Source organism: Sphingomonas changbaiensis NBRC 104936 (assembly GCF_000974765.1).
Taxonomy (GTDB): Bacteria; Pseudomonadota; Alphaproteobacteria; order Sphingomonadales; family Sphingomonadaceae; genus Sphingomonas_B; species Sphingomonas_B changbaiensis.
In genome coordinates this window covers 39,177-55,506 of the sequence record NZ_BBWU01000001.1, presented here as the reverse complement: position 1 = coordinate 55,506, position 16,330 = coordinate 39,177, and the positions used below count along the sequence as shown (strand labels likewise).

Genomic DNA, 16,330 nt, shown 5'->3' with positions numbered 1-16,330 from the left:
TCTCCCTCTATCGCTGCCCCGATCCTCAGGGGCCTTCGATGCATAAGCCAATCTACCGCATCATTGACTGGTTCATCCCGGCGGCGATGCTGGAAAGCGACTCCGATCGCTTGATGGCGCGCACCTTCGTGATGCTGCACCTCGCGGGCCCGCTGATGGGCCACAGCGTGACCTTCTTCCTTGCGCGCACCGCCGCCGGCGCGACCTGGCAATTCTGGGTGACCGAAGGAATGGTCGCCGGATTCTTCGGCATTCCTTTCCTGCTGCGCGCGTGCGGGAGCATGCGCCTGCCGGCGATGACCAGCGTGCAGATGCTGGTCGGGCTCAGCCTGTTCGGGTCATTCTCCTTCGGGGGAATCAGCTCGCCGCTGCTGCCCTGGTTCCTGATCGCGATGGTGCTGGGCTTCTTCTACCTGTCGGAATCGATCAAGCTGGTCCTGACCGGCATCGCGCTGCAGATCGGCGTGTTCATCGGCACCCGCATCTTCTACGGCCAGTTCCCGAGCCTGCTGTCGGCGCAAGACCTGCAGCTGGCGAACACGTTCTCCATCCTCGCAGCCCTCGCTTACATGACGATCCTGGCGCTGTACTACGAAACGGTCATGCGCATCAGTCTCAGCCTTGAGCAGGAGACGATCGATCAGCGCGGCAAGCTCCAGCTCGTGCGCGAGGCGATGGAAGCGGCCGAGCTGGCGAGCAAACGCAAGTCGATCTTTCTGGCCAAGATGAGCCATGAGCTGCGGACGCCGCTCAACGCGGTCATCGGCTATGCCGAAATGCTGCGCGAAACATTCCAGGACCAGGCCGACGCGAGCCGCAAGATGCAGGACCTCGACCGCATTCACGCGGCGGGCCGGCATCTTCTGGCGCTCGTCAACAATGTGCTGGACCTGTCGTCGATCGAGGCGAACCGGCTGGAGCTTTCCACCGAGCCTGTGAACGTCACGTCGCTGATCAACGAAGTGATCGCGACCGCCTCTCCGCTGGTCATGAAGCGGGACAACCGCATGATCGTCAACATGCCGGAGGATCTGGGCACGATCGATCTGGACGCGCTGAAGGTGCGTCAGTCACTGCTCAACCTGCTGAGCAATGCCGCCAAGTTCACCACCAAGGGCACGATCATGCTGACCGTGCTCCGCCGGTCCAGCGGCCGCCGCGATTTCATGTCGCTCGAAGTGACCGACAACGGCATCGGCATGAGCGAGGAAGGCCTGCGCCGGATTTTCGAGGATTTCAGCCAGGCCGAGAACGATACGGTCAGCAAATTCGGCGGCACCGGCCTCGGCCTCGCGCTCACCAAGCGCTTCTGCCAGATGATGGGCGGCACCATCGACGTGCGCTCCGAACGCGGCGTCGGCACCAGCTTCACCATCCAGATTCCGATCGTTGCATCCCGGCGCGCCGAGAGCGATGCCACGCCTTCGGCCCCGCCCGCCGCGGGGGAGGCGGCGTGATGTCGCAGAGCATAGCGGACGCCTGTCATGAATCTTGAGGCACTCGACGACCTGAAGGCGCGCCCGCGGCTGTTCGGCGCCGCCCGGCGTTCGATCGCCGGGCCGATGCTGGCGGCGGCGCTGGTCGTGGTCGTCGTGACCGCATTGGCCAGCGAATTCGGCGCGCTCGCGGCGCTTTCGTCGGGCATCCTGACGGCCGCGGTTGCATGCTGGATTCTGTCTGGCGCAATTGCGCGGCTTGCCGTCGAGCCGGTCGAGCTGCTGCTGGACCAGCTCGATGGCCAGGATCTTGAAAGCTTCCGCTGGCGGCGTGGCCAGGCGATGACCCGGCCGCAGATCGAGGGCGACGTGAAGCTGCTGCGCCGCCGGATTCGCGAGATCATGCGCCGTTCGCGCACCATGATCGACGAGCTCGAACGCGCGCGTGAGCAGGCCAATCACCAGAATCTCGCCAAGTCCCAATTCCTCGCGAAGATGAGCCACGAGCTGCGCACGCCACTGAACGCCATCCTCGGCTACGCGATGCTGCTCCACGAAGATGCGAGCGAAGCGGGCGAAAGCGCCGCGATGGCGGACCTGGACCGGATTCAGCAGGCCGGCCGCACGCTGCTCGCGCTGATCAACGACATTCTGGACCTGTCGAAGATCGACGCCGGGCGGATGACGATCGAGCGGGTCGCGATCGACGTGCAGGCGCTTGCCGCCGCCGTCGCGAGCGCCTGCGGGGCCGGCGATCCGCCGAACGGCAATCGCTTCGAGCTGACGGTCGACCCTGGCATCAGCATCATGATCGGCGATGCCGCGAAATTGCGGCGTTGCCTGATCAACCTGATTGGCAATGCTTTCAAATTCACGCGCGATGGCTCCGTCGCTCTTCGGATTTCTCCGTTGGAGCGCGGCGGTTCGTCGTGGATCGAGTTCGCGGTCAGCGACACCGGGATCGGCATCGCGCCGGAAAACATCGGCGGCCTTTTCGACGCGTTTCGTCAGCTGGACGGCAGCGCGACGCGGCAGTTCAGCGGCGCCGGGCTTGGTCTTTCGATTGTGCAGAGATTGGCAGGACTTATGGATGGCAACTGCACGGTGGAAAGTGTCGTGGGCGAAGGATCGACGTTCCGCATGCTCCTGCCGCTGGGCGATTCCGCCAGCCGGACCGCCGCAGCCGGCGAAAAATCGAGCGAGTCGGTCGGAATGCTGGTCAAGACGCCGAGCGCCGAACACACCGCGCTGGTCGTCGACGACGACGAAGCGACGGTCGAGCTGATGCAGCGCTGGCTGGTGCGGATGGGATACAATGTCGTCTTCACCAATGGTGCCGACAACGTGCTGGAGCTTGCGCGCACGCACAGGCCGGATTTCATCCTGCTCGACGTCCTGCTGCCGGGGGCGTCCGGCTATCAGGTGCTGGAGCAGCTCCGCGCCGATCCGGACATCGGCCATATCCCGACCATCCTGATCACCGTTGAAGATGACCGGGCGCGCGGTTTGCGAGCAGGCGCGACCGACTATCTTCGCAAGCCGATCACCGCGCAGCAATTGCGCAGCGTGCTCGACGTCTATCGCCTGCGCGCGACCGGCGAAGTCCTGGTAATCGACGACGACGATGATTCCGCCGACCTGCTCGCGCGCAGCGTCGCCCAGGTCGGCTTTTCGGCGCGGCGCGCGGCCGACGGCGCCGAAGGCCTGGCAATGGCGGCCGAAATGCGGCCCGATGCGATCGTGCTGGACCTGGCCATGCCGGTCATGAACGGATTTGAAGTTCTGGACCGGCTGTCGGCCACGGAAGAGCTTCGCGACGTGCCGCTGATCGTCGTGTCGGGCTGCGACATCACGATCGAGGAACATCGCCGCCTGGCCGCGGCCGGCCATCGCTTCTTTCCGAAGGCGGCCTCGACGCCCCGCGAAATTGCTCAATCGTTGAAGGAGTTGGTGCTGTGAACGCCCCTGCTTCAATCCCGGTGCAGAAGGTCGTCCTGATCGTCGACGACGTTGAGGACAACCGTGTGCTGCTGGACCGTGCGCTGAAGTCGAGCGGCTATGCGACCGTCCACGCGGAAAGCGGGCGCGAGGCGCTGTCGCTGATCTCGCGCCGCACGCCCGACATCGTGCTGCTGGACTGGATGATGCCCGGCTTTTCGGGCCTCGAGACGCTGCGCGCGATCCGCGAAACCCATCCCAAGACGCGCCTTCCGGTGATCATGTGCACCGCGATGGGCGAGGAAATGTCAGTGGTCACCGCGATCAACGAGGGCGCCAACGACTATATGCTGAAGCCGATCAGCCTTGCGATCCTGCGCGCTCGCATGTCCGTTCACCTGGACCAGCGCGAGGCGATCGACACGCTGACGGTCGAAAAACTGCACGCCGAACGCAAGCTGGGCGAGCAGACCCGTCAGATGTTCATCGCGATCGCCCGCGACCGCGACGATCCCCAGTCGGCGACGAAGGGGTGAGCCGCCGAGCATGAGCAAGACATTCTTGCAGACGACGGAAGCCCGGCTGCCCCACATCCGCAGCAGCTTGTCGCTTGCTGCCATGGCCTTGTCGGTCGTGGCGCTGATCCTGGACCGTGTCCACATGCTCGGCCTGTCGGGGCTCGCGGTCGCCGCCGGCCTTGGTTCAGCGGCGGGCCTGGCCGGCATGGCGGCGGCGGGCGCGCGGGCCCGCGTGCAGATGCGCGCGCTCAATGAGACCAACGGAAGTCTGCGCGAACTGCTGCACGTCGATCAGCTGACTGGCCTGATGAACAGGTCCGCTTTCGACGCGGTGCTGGACGATCCCCGGGTCGCCGAGCATGAAATGCTGATCCTGCTGTTCTTCGACCTAGATCGGTTCAAGGACGTCAACGACACGCTCGGCCACAAGGCCGGCGACGACCTGCTGAAACAGGTGGCGCAGCGCGCGTCGGAAGCGGTCGGACAGACGATCGCGCTCGCGCGGCTGGGCGGCGACGAATTTGCTTCGGTGATCGCGTGGAGCGCCGACAGGCGTGCCGAGCAATACGGGGCCGCGATCGTCGAAGCGGTGGGCGCGCCCTACCTGATCGACGGCCATCAGGTGGAGATCGGCGCGTCCGTCGGGCTCGCGCTTGGCGATCCGACGCGCTTCAACCCCCGCGAGCTGCTGCGCCGCGCCGACCTCGCCATGTACGCGGCCAAGGGCTCGCCGGGCGGGCGCTACAGGCTGTTCGACGATGCGCTGGATCGCCATCAGACGCGCGAGAGCTCGGTGCGGATCGAGCTTGGCAAGGCGATGCTCGAGAATTTGTTCTCGCTCCATTACCAGCCGCTGATCGACGCGCGCACCGGCGCGTTCAGCAGCGCGGAAGCGCTGCTCCGCTCACAGGCGCCGGCGTTGCGCGACGTGACGCCGGCGGCGCTGATCTCGACCGCCGAAGCGAGCGGCCAGATCAACGCGCTGACCGACTGGACGATCGAAACCGCGCTGGCCGCGATCGCGAAGCTGAAGTCCTCGCCGATCGCGGTGAACATCTCGCCGGTCTATTTCCGCAAGCCGGAGTTCGTTTCCCGGCTAATGGACAAATTGCTGCTCGCGCGGGTGCGCCCCGAACTGCTGAGCATCGAGATCACCGAAAGCGTGCTCATCGAAAACCTCGATGCCGCCCGGCAGTCGGTCGACCGCCTGCGCGAACTGGGCATCAAGGTGTTCCTCGACGATTTCGGCACCGGCTATTCGTCGCTCAGCTATCTTCAGTATTTCGAACTCGACGGCCTGAAGCTGGACAAATCTTTCCTGCGCAACGTCGGCGACCGCCGTAAGACCAACCAGATCATCCGCTCGATGATCGATTTCGGCCACAGCCTCGACATGCGGGTCGTCATCGAAGGCGTGGAGAGCGACTGGCAGGTCCGGCTGCTCCAGCTGCTGGGCTGCGACCTGCTGCAGGGATACGAGATCGGCATGCCGATGCCGCTCGACGACCTGCTCGCCTATCGCGACCGCCACGTCGGCGGCGGCGCCGGTGTGCACGGCCATTTTCCGGCACCGCTTTCCCTGCCGACGCCGGACGAGGTTCAGCCAATCCGTTCGCTCTGATCGTTCGCGGTTAGGTGTTGGACTTCATGAAATAAATCGGGCAAGAGCGCCGCGACCAAGATTCGGGCAGGGGGTGCTCGACTTCGGTCATCGGTCATTTGGGCGAACCGTCCGGTGGGGCGGCCACGGTTCGGTCCGGAGTCGTGCATGATCGGCATTGTCGGCGTAGCGCTGCGGCGCCCGCTTACCTTCATCGTGATGGCCTTGCTGATCGCGATCGTCGGCGTGCTGGCCGCGATCCGGACGCCGGTCGACATCTTCCCCGACATTCCGGTGCCGGTGATCGCCACGGCCTGGAAATATGGCGGCCTGCCGCCTGCCGAGATGTCTAGCCGGATCATCACACCGTTCGAACGCACCCTCACCACTACCGTCAACGATATCGAGCATGTCGAGAGTCAGTCGCTCGAAGGCATCGCCGTGGTGAAGGTCTTTCTTCAGCCCTGGGCCGATATCCGCACGGCGACGGCCCAGGTCACGTCCGTATCCCAGACGGTGCTGCGGCAGATGCCGCCGGGCGCGACGCCGCCGCTGATCCTGAACTACAACGCATCGACCGTGCCGATCATGCAGCTGGCGCTCTCCGGACAGGGGATGACCGAGCAGCAATTGAACGATCTCGCGATGAACCAGGTGCGGATCCAGCTGATCTCGGTGCCGGGCATCGCGATGCCGGCGCCCTATGGCGGCAAGCAGCGGCAGATCCAGGTCGATCTCGATTCCGCCGCGCTTCAATCCAAGGGGCTGGCCGCGCCCGACGTGACCGCTGCGATCGGCGCGCAGAACCAGATCAATCCCGCCGGCTCCGTGAAGATCGGCAGCTATCAGTACGCCGTGAAGCTCAACAACGCGCCGGCCTCGGTCGAAGAGCTGAACAACCTGCCGGTCAAGGTCGTGAACGGCGCGACCATCTACCTGCGCGACGTGGCGCACGTCCGGGACGGCAGTGCGCCCCAGACCAACATCGTCCATGTCGACGGCAACCGCTCGGTGCTGATCACGATCCTGAAGAACGGCGCGACGTCGACGCTGTCGATCGTTCAGGGCGTGAAGGACAAATTACCGAAGATCATGGAGGGGCTGCCGCACGCGCTGAAGATCGTGCCGGTCGGCGACCAGTCGCTGTTCGTGCGGGCGGCGGTCAGCGGCGTCGTCCACGAAGGCGTGATCGCTGCGGCGCTGACTTCGCTGATGATCCTGTTGTTCCTCGGCTCATGGCGCTCGACGGTCATCATCGCGCTATCGATCCCGCTCTCTATCCTCGCAGCCATCGCGGGCCTGGCGGCGACCGGGCAGACCTTCAACGTGATGACGCTGGGCGGTCTCGCACTCGCCGTCGGCATCCTGGTCGACGACGCGACGGTCACGATCGAGAACATCAATTGGCACCTCGAGCAGGGCAAAGGCGTCATCCAGGCGATCACCGACGGCGCCGCGCAGATCGTGACGCCGGCGTTCGTCTCCCTGCTCTGCATCTGCATCGTGTTCGTGCCGATGTTCTTCTTGCCCGGGGTCGCAGGTTTCCTGTTCGTGCCGATGGCGCTGGCGGTCGTGTTCGCGATGATCGCGTCGTTCGTGCTGTCGCGCACGCTGGTGCCGACCATGGCCATGTACATGCTGAAGCCGCATGCGCCGGGCGAGGACGTGCACGCGGCCGGATCGCCCGGTTCGCGCAATCCGCTGGTGCGGTTCCAGCGCGGGTTCGAGGCGCGCTTCGAGCGTGTCCGTCACACCTATGCGGCGCTGCTCGGCGAGGCGCTTGCCCGGCGCAAGCCGTTCATGCTGGGCTTCATGGGCCTGGTGCTGGTATCGTTCGCGCTGCTGCCGTTCCTTGGGCGCAACTTCTTCCCGGACGTCGATTCCGGCCAGATCATGATCCATGTCCGCGCGCCGGTCGGGTCGCGCGTCGAGGACACCGCGGCCCAGTTCGACCGTATCCAGCGCCGCATCCGCGAGATCATCCCGCCCGGCGACCTGCTCTCAGTCGCCGACAATATCGGCCTGCCGGTCAGCTCCATCAATACGACCTACAACAACACCGGCACGATCGGCCCGCAGGACGGCGATATCCTGATCGCGCTCACCAAAGGCCATCGCCCCACAGACGAATATGTCGCGAAGCTGAGGCGCGAGCTGCCGCGCAGCTTCCCCGGCACGACCTTTTCCTTCCTGCCGGCCGACATCACTAGCCAGATCCTGAACTTCGGCGCGCCGGCGCCGATCGACGTCCAGATCAGCGGGCGCAAACTGGAAGAGAGCGCTGCCTTTGCCGAAAAGTTGCTGCGCCGCATCCGCACGATCCCCGGCCTCGCCGATGCGCGCATCCAGCAGCCGGCGCGCGCGCCGCAGCTGAATGTCGACATCGATCGTTCGCGCATCAGCCAGTACGGGCTCACTGAAAAGGACGTCACGTCCAGCCTCGCCACATCGCTGGCCGGCACCGGCACGACGGAGCCTGTCTATTACCTCAATCCGGAAAACGGCGTGTCCTATTCGGTCGTGACGCAAACGCCGGAATATCGTGTCGGATCGATGTCGGCGCTGCAAGGGATCCCGATTTCCGGCGGAGATGGCTCCGCTACACAGACGCTGGGCGGCATCGCCAAGGTCAGCCGCAGCAGCACGCTGCCGGTCGTCAGCCATTATGACGTGCAGCCCGTCGTCGACATCTTCGCGGCGCCTGCGGGCCGTGACCTGGGCGCCGTTTCGGCAGACGTGCAGCGCGCAATCAATGCGCTGAAGAAGGAGCAGCCCAAGGGCGTGACCGTCACGATGCGCGGCCAGTATCAGACAATGAACGCCGCCTTTTCGGGTCTCGCCTTCGGCCTGATCGGCGCGATCGTGCTGATCTATCTGCTGATCGTCGTGAACTTCCAGAGCTGGCTCGATCCGTTCGTGATCATCACCGCCCTTCCCGCCGCACTTGCCGGGATCGTCTGGACGCTGTTCGCGACCGGGACGACCCTGTCGGTGCCTGCGCTCACCGGCGCGATCATGTGCATGGGCGTGGCGACGGCGAACTCCATCCTGGTCGTCAGCTTCGCGCGCGAGCGGCTTGCCGAACTCGGCGATTCGACCAAGGCGGCACTGGAAGCCGGCCTTGTCCGCTTCCGCCCGGTGCTGATGACGGCGCTGGCGATGATCATCGGCATGCTGCCGATGGCGCTGGGCCTCGGCGAAGGCGGCGAGCAGAACGCGCCGCTGGGCCGGGCGGTGATCGGCGGCCTCGTCGTCGCGACGGTCGCCACGCTTTTCTTCGTTCCCACCGTCTTCAACTTCGTCCACCGCCGCGGAGGCGCGGCCGAGGCGCCGAAGGAGCTCGAACCCGTACATGCTTGATGAAGTGCAGTCCCGGACCCTGAAGCGCACCGGGCTGATCGCAGCCATGGTCGCGATCGGAGTCGTTGGCGTTGGCGTGACCGCGCGCATGAACACCGATCGCGAGCTGGCCGCAACCGCCCGCGACAATGCCGTGCAGACGGTGAAGGTCGTCAAGCCCAAGCACGGTGCAGGCGAAGCGACCTTGCAGCTTCCCGGCAACGTCCAGGCGTTCAATAGCGCGCCGATCTTCGCGCGCACCAACGGCTATGTCCGGCGCTGGCTGGTCGATATCGGCGACACGGTCGGCGCCGGCCAGACGCTCGCGATCCTGGACGCGCCCGAAATCGACCAGCAGCTCGCCCAGGCGCAGGCCGACTATCAGACCGCCGTCGCCAATCAAAAGCTGGCGCGCACCACTGCCGAGCGGTGGGAGACGCTGCTGCGCAAGGACGCGGTGTCGCATCAGGAAGCGGACGAAAAGGCCGGCGACTATGCGGCCAAGACCGCGGTCGCGAATGCCCAGCTCGCCAATGTGAAGCGGCTGCGCGCGATGCAGGGCTTCGAGCGGCTGACCGCGCCCTTTCCGGGCGTCGTGACCAGCCGCTCGGCCCAGATCGGCGCGCTCGTCACGTCCGGCAACGCCGCGTCGCAGCCGCTCTTCACCGTCTCCGACGTGCACCGGATGCGCATCTATGTCCGCGTGCCGCAGAGCTTTTCGGCGCAGATCCATCCGGGCATGTCGACCAAGCTGACGGTGCCCGAATATCCCGGGCGCACCTTCAACGCCGTCCTTGTCCGCACGGCGGGCGCGGTCGATCCGCAATCGGGCACGGTGCTGGTCGAGCTCCAGGCGGACAATGGCGATCGCGCGCTGAAGCCGGGCGGCTATGCCCAGGTCACATTCCCGCTGTCCGGCGCCGAAAGCACGCTGCGCCTGCCGGGCAGCGCGATCCTGTTCCGCGAATCCGGCCCCACTGTCGTCGTCCTCGACGCGAACGGCCGTGCACGCTTGCAGGCGATCAAGATCGGCCGCGATCAGGGCAAGGAAGTGGAGGTCGTCTCCGGCCTGACCGGCAGCGAGCAGGTCGTCGACACGCCGCCGGACGCGATCGAGAATGGCGACCAGCTCAAGGTCGAGGCCCGTGCGCGCAGCTAGTACGGCTCTTCTGCTCTTGCTTGCCGGGTGCTCGCTGGCACCCGCTTATGCGCCGCCCACAGTCGCCGTGCCCGCCGCCTACAAGGAAGCGCCCACCGGCTGGACGGCGGCGACCCCGCTCGACGCCGCGCCCCGTGGCGCCTGGTGGACGCTGTTCGCCGATCCCGTCCTGGAGGGCCTCGAATCCCGGATCGAAGGCGCGAGCCCCACGCTCGCCGCCGCAGTGGCGCGCTATGATGCCGCACGCGCTGCAGCCGGCGAAGCAGCCGCCGACCTGTACCCGACCGTGACCGCCTCCGCCGATGCGGTGCGGCAGCGGACCTCGGCGCGCCGCCCCGGTGCGAATGCCGCCGGCCGCTTCACCGACGCGACCGCCGGCGCTTCGCTTGCCTATGAGCTCGACCTGTGGGGCCGGGTGCGGAACTCGGTGCATGCCGCTCGCGCCGAAGCCGAAGCGAGCGCGGCCGATCTTGCCGCCGTGCGATTGAGCCTCCAGGCTTCGCTGGCCGACGCCTATTTCCGCCTGCGCGGACTCGATGCCGAAGCGGCGCTGCTGCGCGAGACTGTCGGCGCTTATTCAAAGGCGCTGGAACTCACCCAGGCGCGGCACGAAGGCGGCGCTTCGTCAGGGCTCGACGTCAGCCGCGCGCAGACATTGCTGTCGGACGCGCGCGCCCAGATTTCCGACGTCGCGAACCGCCGTGCCGCGACCGAGCACCAGATCGCGGCGCTGGTTGGGGCCGTTCCATCCGCTCTGTCGATCGCGCCGGTCGACACCGGTGTCGGGTCGCCTCCTCCGGTTCCTGCGGAGGCGCCCGCGCTGCTCGTCCAGCGCCGCCCCGATGTCGCCGCCGCCGAGCGTCGGATTGCTGCCGCCAACGCGCAGATCGGCGTCGCCCGCGCGGCATTCTTCCCCGATGTGACGCTGGGGCTCGCCGGCGGCTTCGAGAGCAGCCACGGGGGCCTGTTGAGCGCACCGGCGGGCTTCTGGGCGCTCGGCCCGCTCTCGGCCGCGCTCGACCTGTTCGATGGCGGCCGGCGCCAGGCGCGCGTCCGCATCTCGCGCGCGCAATATGACGAGGCCGCGGCCAACTATCGCGAGACAGCGCTCACCGCCTTTCGGGAGGTCGAGGACAGCCTTGCCGCGGCACGATTGCTCGCTGCCGAAGCGGCCGACCAGAACAGCGCCGCTGCGGCCGCCGCACGGACCAGCGACCTGGCCCTGACCCGCTATCGCGAAGGTGCCGCCGACTATCTCCAAGTCGTGACCGCGCAGACGGCGGCGCTGGACGCGGAGCGCGCCGCGATCGCGGTGCAGACGCAGCGGATGCAGACTACCGTCGCGCTCGTGCGTGCATTCGGCGGCGATTATTCCACACCGGACGGCGCGTTGCCGGCCCGGACGGCTATGTTACAGGCAGACAACAATTAACGGGGAGCGAAAGATGCGGGGCACAAAAATCTGGTTCGGCTGCGTTTCGGTTTTGGCACTGATAGCGGGGCCGGCCCTTGCCGCAGACACTGACAAGCCGGCTGCGACCAAGGCCGAAGCGGCCAAACCGGTAACGGGCGACGAAGCGTTCTTCACCGGGCTCAAGTGGCGCAATATCGGGCCGGACCGGGGCGGCCGCTCGATCGCGGTCGCCGGCAGCGCATCCCGGCCGAACGAATATTATTTCGGCGCGGTCGGCGGCGGCCTGTGGAAGACGACCGATGGCGGCACGACGTGGAAGCCGGTCACCGACGGCCAGCTCGACAATGCCGCGGTCGGCGGCGTCGCGGTGTGCGAGGCCAACCCGGACGTGGTCTACCTCACCACCGGCGAGACCGAGCTGCGCGGCAACATCATGGCCGGCGACGGCGTCTGGAAATCGACTGACGCGGGCAAGACATGGCACAAGATCGGCCTGACCGACGTGCACAATTTCTCGCGTGTTCGCGTTCACCCGAAGGATTGTGACACGGCCTATGTCGGCGGCTTCGGCCCGTACGGCACCGAAAGCGAGGCGCGCGGCGTCTACAAGACGACCGACGGCGGCAAGGGCTGGAACAAGGTTCTGTACCGCGATGCGCGCACCGGCGCGGTCGATATCTCGATCGATCCGAACCACCCGGACACCGTCTATGCCGCGCTATGGGAGGCCTGGCGCAAGCCCTGGGGCATGAGCTCGGGCGGGCCCGGCAGCGGCCTGTTCAAGAGCACCGACGGCGGCGCGACCTGGACCGAGCTGACCCGCGCGCCGGGCATGCCGCAGAGCGGGCCGATCGGAAAGATCGGCGTCAGCGTCTCGCCCGTGGACGGCCAGCGCGTCTATGCGATCGTCGAGCATGCCGATGGCGGCGTGTTCGTCTCCAACGACGGCGGCGCGCACTGGACCCGCACCAATGAAAGCCGCGATCTGCGCCAGCGCGCCTTTTACTATTCGCGCATCTTCGCCGATCCGAAGATCAAGGATCGCGTCTACGTCCTGAACGTCCAGTTCTTCCGCTCCGACGATGGCGGCAAGACCTTCAAGACCAAGATCAAGGTGCCGCACGGCGATAACCACGACCTCTGGATCGCGGGCAACGATAATCAACGGATGATCCAGGGCAATGACGGCGGCGCCATTGTCAGCGTCAACGGCGGCACCAGCTGGACGGCGGAGGATTTCCCGACCGCGCAGATCTACCGCGTCACGATCAGCCACCACTTCCCCTATTTCGCGTGCGGCGCGCAGCAGGACAACACGACCATCTGCGTGCCCTCGCGCGACTGGAAGTTCGTGAACTCGCTGGGCGGCCAATACGGCTTCGAGGTCGGCGGCGGCGAAAGCGGCTATATCGCGAACGATCCGAAGAACCCGAATGTCTTCTATGCCGGCAGCTATGGCGGCATGCTCGACCGCTTCGATTATTCGACCGGGCAGACGCGGCGGATCAACGTCCACCCCGATAATCCTATGGGCTATTCGGCGAGCGACATCGCCGAGCGTTTCCAGTGGACCTACCCGATCGTCTTCGATCCCAAGGACCCGCAGACGCTCTATGTCGCGTCGCAGCATGTCTGGCGCACGCGCAACGAGGGCCAGAGCTGGGAACGGATCAGCCCCGATCTGACCCGCCACGACCCGTCGACGCTTGGCCCGTCCGGCGGTCCGATCACGCTCGACCAGACCGGGGTCGAGACCTACGGCACGGTCTTCGCCCTTGCCCCTTCGCGACTGGAAAAGGGCGTGATCTGGGCCGGGTCGGACGACGGCATGGTCCATATCACCCGCGACAGCGGCGCGAGTTGGGCGGATGTGACGCCCGCCGGCCTGCCGCCTTACCTCAAGATCACGACGATCGAGGATTCGCCGCACAAGCCGGGCACCGCCTATCTGACCGGTCACCGCTACCTGCTGGGCGACTTCAAGCCCTATGTGCTGAAGACCAGCGACTATGGCCGCAGCTGGACCTCGATCGCCAAGGGCATTCCCGACGACGAGGTCGCCCGCAGCATCCGCGAGGATACGGTGCGCCCCGGCCTGCTGTATCTGGGAACAGAGCGCGGCGTCTGGGTCTCGCTCGATGACGGCGATCACTGGCACAAGCTGCAGCGGAACCTGCCGGCGGTGCAGGTCGCGGACCTTGCCGTCACCGATCACGACCTGGTGATCGGCACGCACGGCCGGTCCTTCTGGGTGATGGATAATATCGACGTGCTCCGGCAGGTCCGGCCCGGCGACGACAAGCAGCTGAAGCTGTTCGCGCCTGCGCCGGCCGTGCGCGACGTCGATGCGGGGGTCGCGATCGACTATTTCCTGCCGAAGGAGCCGAAGAAGCTGACGCTCGATATTCTCGGGCCCGACGGCAAGCTCGTCCAGAGCTTCGCCGGCAGTCTGAAGGAAGAAAAGCCCAAGTCAGAGGGCGGCGGCGACGACGAGGACGATAACGGTCCGAAGCCGGTGCCGACCGCGGCAATGAAGCAGGGCCTCAACCGCTTCACCTGGAACATGCATTATCCGGGCTTCACCGAATTCCCGGGCATGATCATGTGGACGAGCCGGAACCGCGGCATCATGGCCGTCCCCGGCCGCTACACGGCGCGGCTGACCGTCGACGGCAAGGCGCAGGAACAGAGTTTCGAAATCCGCTCCGATCCGCGCGCCAAGGCGAATCCGGCCGACCTGCAGCGCCGCTTCGACTTCGCCAGCCGCGTCTCGGCCCGCGTGTCAGAAGCGAACCAGGCCGTGCTGCTGATCCGCGGCATCAAACAGCAGACGGACGCGGATGCGAAGAAGGCGACCGATCCTGCGGTGAAGGCCGCGCTGGCCGCGTTCGACACGAAGCTGAGCGCGATCGAGGGACGGATTTACCAGACGCGCAATCGCAGCCGTCAGGACCCGCTCAATTATCCGATCATGCTCAACGACAAGCTCGCCGGCCTGATCGGCACCGTCGAAAGCGCCGACGCGCCGCCGACCGAGCAGAGCGAGCGGGTCTTCGCCGACCTCTCCGGCCAGCTCGACACGCAGCTGAACGCGCTCAAGCAGCTGCTCGACAGCGACCTGCCGACGCTCAATGCCCAACTGAAGCATGCCGGGCTGCAGCCGGTCGAGCGCAAGGCCCTGCCCGCGCAGCCGGCCGGAACCGCCAAGGACAGCGGGGGCGAGGAAGCAGAAGAGGAAGAAGGCGAATGACCATGTCGATGAAGGTGCTGCCGGTCGCCGGCCTGTGCGTCGCCGTCTCGACGGCCCTGGCCGCCGCGACGCCGGCGACGCAGCCGATCGACCCCGCGCACCTGTCCGAGACCACGCGCGTGCTCGCATCGGAGCCGTTCCAGGGCCGGGCTCCGGGAACGCCGGGCGAGCAGAAGACGATCGCCTACCTGATCGACCGCTTCAAGGAGGTGGGTCTGTCTCCGGCCGGTGACGATGGCGGCTGGACGCAGCGCGTACCGCTCGTCCACACCCGGCTCGGCGCCGGCGGCACGATGACGGTCGATGCGGGCGGCGCGGCGCTGCCCCTGGAGCAGAAGCGGCAGGTCTATGTAAACACGGTGCGGCCGGTGGATCGCGTGTCGATCGCCAATGCCCCGATGGTCTTCGTCGGCTATGGCGTGACGGCGCCGGAACGCCAGTGGGACGATTTCAAGGGCGTCGACCTGCACGGCAAGGTGGCCGTCTTCCTGGTCAACGATCCCGATTTCGAGGCGAAGCCGGGCGAGCCGTCCTATGGTCGCTTCGGCGGCAAGGCGATGACCTATTACGGCCGCTGGACTTACAAGTACGAGGAAGCTGCGCGCCGCGGCGCCGTGGCCGCACTGATCGTCCATGACACGCCGGGTGCCGGCTATGGCTGGAACACGGTAATCGCGCCGGGCGGCGAGAATTACGATATCGTTCGCACCGGCCCGGTCCAGCCGGTCCTGTTGCAGGGCTGGATCGAAGGCGACGCCGCGCGCGACCTGTTCCGCCGTGCCGGCCTGGATCTCGACAAGCTGCGCGTCGAGGCACGCAGCCCCAATTTCAAGCCGGTCGCCCTGGCGGGCGAGACCTTCTCGGCCGATCTGCCGGTGAGCGCCGAACAGGTGCAGAGCTACAACGTGCTCGGCAAGATCGCCGGCGCCAAGCGGCCGGACGAGACCGTGATGTACGGCGCGCATTGGGACGCGTACGGCATCGGCACGCCCGATGCGCAAGGGCGCACGATCCGTCCCGGCGCTGCCGACGACGCAATCGGGGTTGCCGGGCTGATCGAGATCGCCCGCGCCTTCGCGTCCGGGCCCAAGCCCGATCGAACCGTCGTCTTCGCCGCCTGGACCGCAGAGGAACGCGGCCTGCTCGGGTCGGAAACCTATGCCGTCCATCCGCTGTTCCCGCTCGAGAAGACGGTCGCGAATCTGACGATGGACATTCTGCAGACGGCGGGTCCCGCGCACGACGTCGTGCTGGTCGGCCCGGGGCAAAGCTCGCTCGAAGACGATCTCGCGCGCGCCGCCCAGACGCAGGGCCGCACGATCACGCCGGAAACGCTGCCCGAGCGCGGATTGTTCTATCGCGCCGACCATTTCTCGCTCGCCCGGCGCGGCGTGCCCACGCTTCTCCTGATGGGGATCGCCGGGCCGCACGATCTCGTCACGGGCGGCCGAGCGGCAGGGCAGAAGTGGCTGGAGAGCTACATGGCCTGTTATCACCAGACCTGCGACACCTGGTCGCCCGCGTTCGATTTCCGGGGCGCCGCCCAGGATGTCGAGCTGCTGCTCGACATCGGCCGCAAGCTGGCCTTCTCCGATCAATGGCCGGAATGGCGCCCGACATCGGAGTTCCGCGCCATTCGCGGCCGATCGTCCGCCGAACGCCGCTGAGCGGGCGCC

The 16,330-nt window shown here is 66.6% G+C and carries 9 protein-coding genes; all 9 read left to right on the top strand.

Annotated features, from left to right (window positions below; translation table 11 throughout):
- Window positions 1-38: 38 nt before the first annotated feature.
- The 9 genes from SCH01S_RS15625 (at window position 39) to SCH01S_RS00190 (ending at window position 16,321) form a co-directional block, all read left to right on the top strand.
- Entirely contained in the window at window positions 39-1,457 is a 1,419-nt protein-coding gene (locus tag SCH01S_RS15625) for a sensor histidine kinase (protein ID WP_052733682.1), read from the top strand.
- 27 nt (window positions 1,458-1,484) lie between these two features.
- The gene (locus SCH01S_RS00225) at window positions 1,485-3,395 is read left to right on the top strand and encodes a response regulator (RefSeq protein ID WP_052733681.1); all 1,911 of its coding nucleotides are present in this window, start codon (window positions 1,485-1,487) and stop codon (window positions 3,393-3,395) included.
- A complete protein-coding gene (locus SCH01S_RS00220; protein WP_169746337.1) occupies window positions 3,392-3,910 on the top strand; it encodes a response regulator transcription factor in 519 nt (172 codons plus the stop codon). Before SCH01S_RS00225 ends, SCH01S_RS00220 begins: the two co-directional genes overlap by 4 nt.
- A gap of 10 nt (window positions 3,911-3,920) precedes the next feature.
- Window positions 3,921-5,513, top strand: coding sequence for a putative bifunctional diguanylate cyclase/phosphodiesterase (locus tag SCH01S_RS00215; protein ID WP_052733679.1), 1,593 nt, complete (start codon window positions 3,921-3,923; stop codon window positions 5,511-5,513).
- A 147-nt stretch (window positions 5,514-5,660) separates the two neighbouring features.
- The gene (locus SCH01S_RS00210) at window positions 5,661-8,852 is read left to right on the top strand and encodes an efflux RND transporter permease subunit (RefSeq protein ID WP_046346745.1); all 3,192 of its coding nucleotides are present in this window, start codon (window positions 5,661-5,663) and stop codon (window positions 8,850-8,852) included.
- Window positions 8,845-9,990, top strand: coding sequence for an efflux RND transporter periplasmic adaptor subunit (locus SCH01S_RS00205; RefSeq protein ID WP_046346744.1), 1,146 nt, complete (start codon window positions 8,845-8,847; stop codon window positions 9,988-9,990). Before SCH01S_RS00210 ends, SCH01S_RS00205 begins: the two co-directional genes overlap by 8 nt.
- On the top strand, window positions 9,950-11,422 hold the full coding sequence (locus SCH01S_RS00200) for an efflux transporter outer membrane subunit (protein WP_046346743.1): 1,473 nt from the start codon (window positions 9,950-9,952) through the stop codon (window positions 11,420-11,422). The genes SCH01S_RS00205 and SCH01S_RS00200 overlap by 41 nt, the downstream gene beginning before the upstream one ends.
- Before the next feature lie 13 nt (window positions 11,423-11,435).
- A complete protein-coding gene (locus SCH01S_RS00195) occupies window positions 11,436-14,654 on the top strand; it encodes a WD40/YVTN/BNR-like repeat-containing protein (protein WP_046346742.1) in 3,219 nt (1,072 codons plus the stop codon).
- A 2-nt stretch (window positions 14,655-14,656) separates the two neighbouring features.
- Entirely contained in the window at window positions 14,657-16,321 is a 1,665-nt protein-coding gene (locus tag SCH01S_RS00190) for a M28 family metallopeptidase (protein ID WP_439645789.1), read from the top strand.
- The last annotated feature ends 9 nt before the right edge of the window (window positions 16,322-16,330 follow it).

What these genes read in the sequence shown, in the direction of transcription:
- SCH01S_RS00215 (WP_052733679.1), top strand. Translation starts at nt 3,921, where the DNA reads ATGAGCAAGACATTCTTGCAGACGACGGAAGCCCGGCTGCCCCACATC.
- SCH01S_RS00195 (WP_046346742.1), top strand. Translation starts at nt 11,436, where the DNA reads ATGCGGGGCACAAAAATCTGGTTCGGCTGCGTTTCGGTTTTGGCACTG.
- SCH01S_RS00210 (WP_046346745.1), top strand. Translation starts at nt 5,661, where the DNA reads ATGATCGGCATTGTCGGCGTAGCGCTGCGGCGCCCGCTTACCTTCATC.
- SCH01S_RS00200 (WP_046346743.1), top strand. Translation starts at nt 9,950, where the DNA reads ATGGCGACCAGCTCAAGGTCGAGGCCCGTGCGCGCAGCTAGTACGGCT.
- SCH01S_RS15625 (WP_052733682.1), top strand. Translation starts at nt 39, where the DNA reads ATGCATAAGCCAATCTACCGCATCATTGACTGGTTCATCCCGGCGGCG.
- SCH01S_RS00205 (WP_046346744.1), top strand. Translation starts at nt 8,845, where the DNA reads ATGCTTGATGAAGTGCAGTCCCGGACCCTGAAGCGCACCGGGCTGATC.
- SCH01S_RS00225 (WP_052733681.1), top strand. Translation starts at nt 1,485, where the DNA reads ATGAATCTTGAGGCACTCGACGACCTGAAGGCGCGCCCGCGGCTGTTC.
- SCH01S_RS00190 (WP_439645789.1), top strand. Translation starts at nt 14,657, where the DNA reads ATGTCGATGAAGGTGCTGCCGGTCGCCGGCCTGTGCGTCGCCGTCTCG.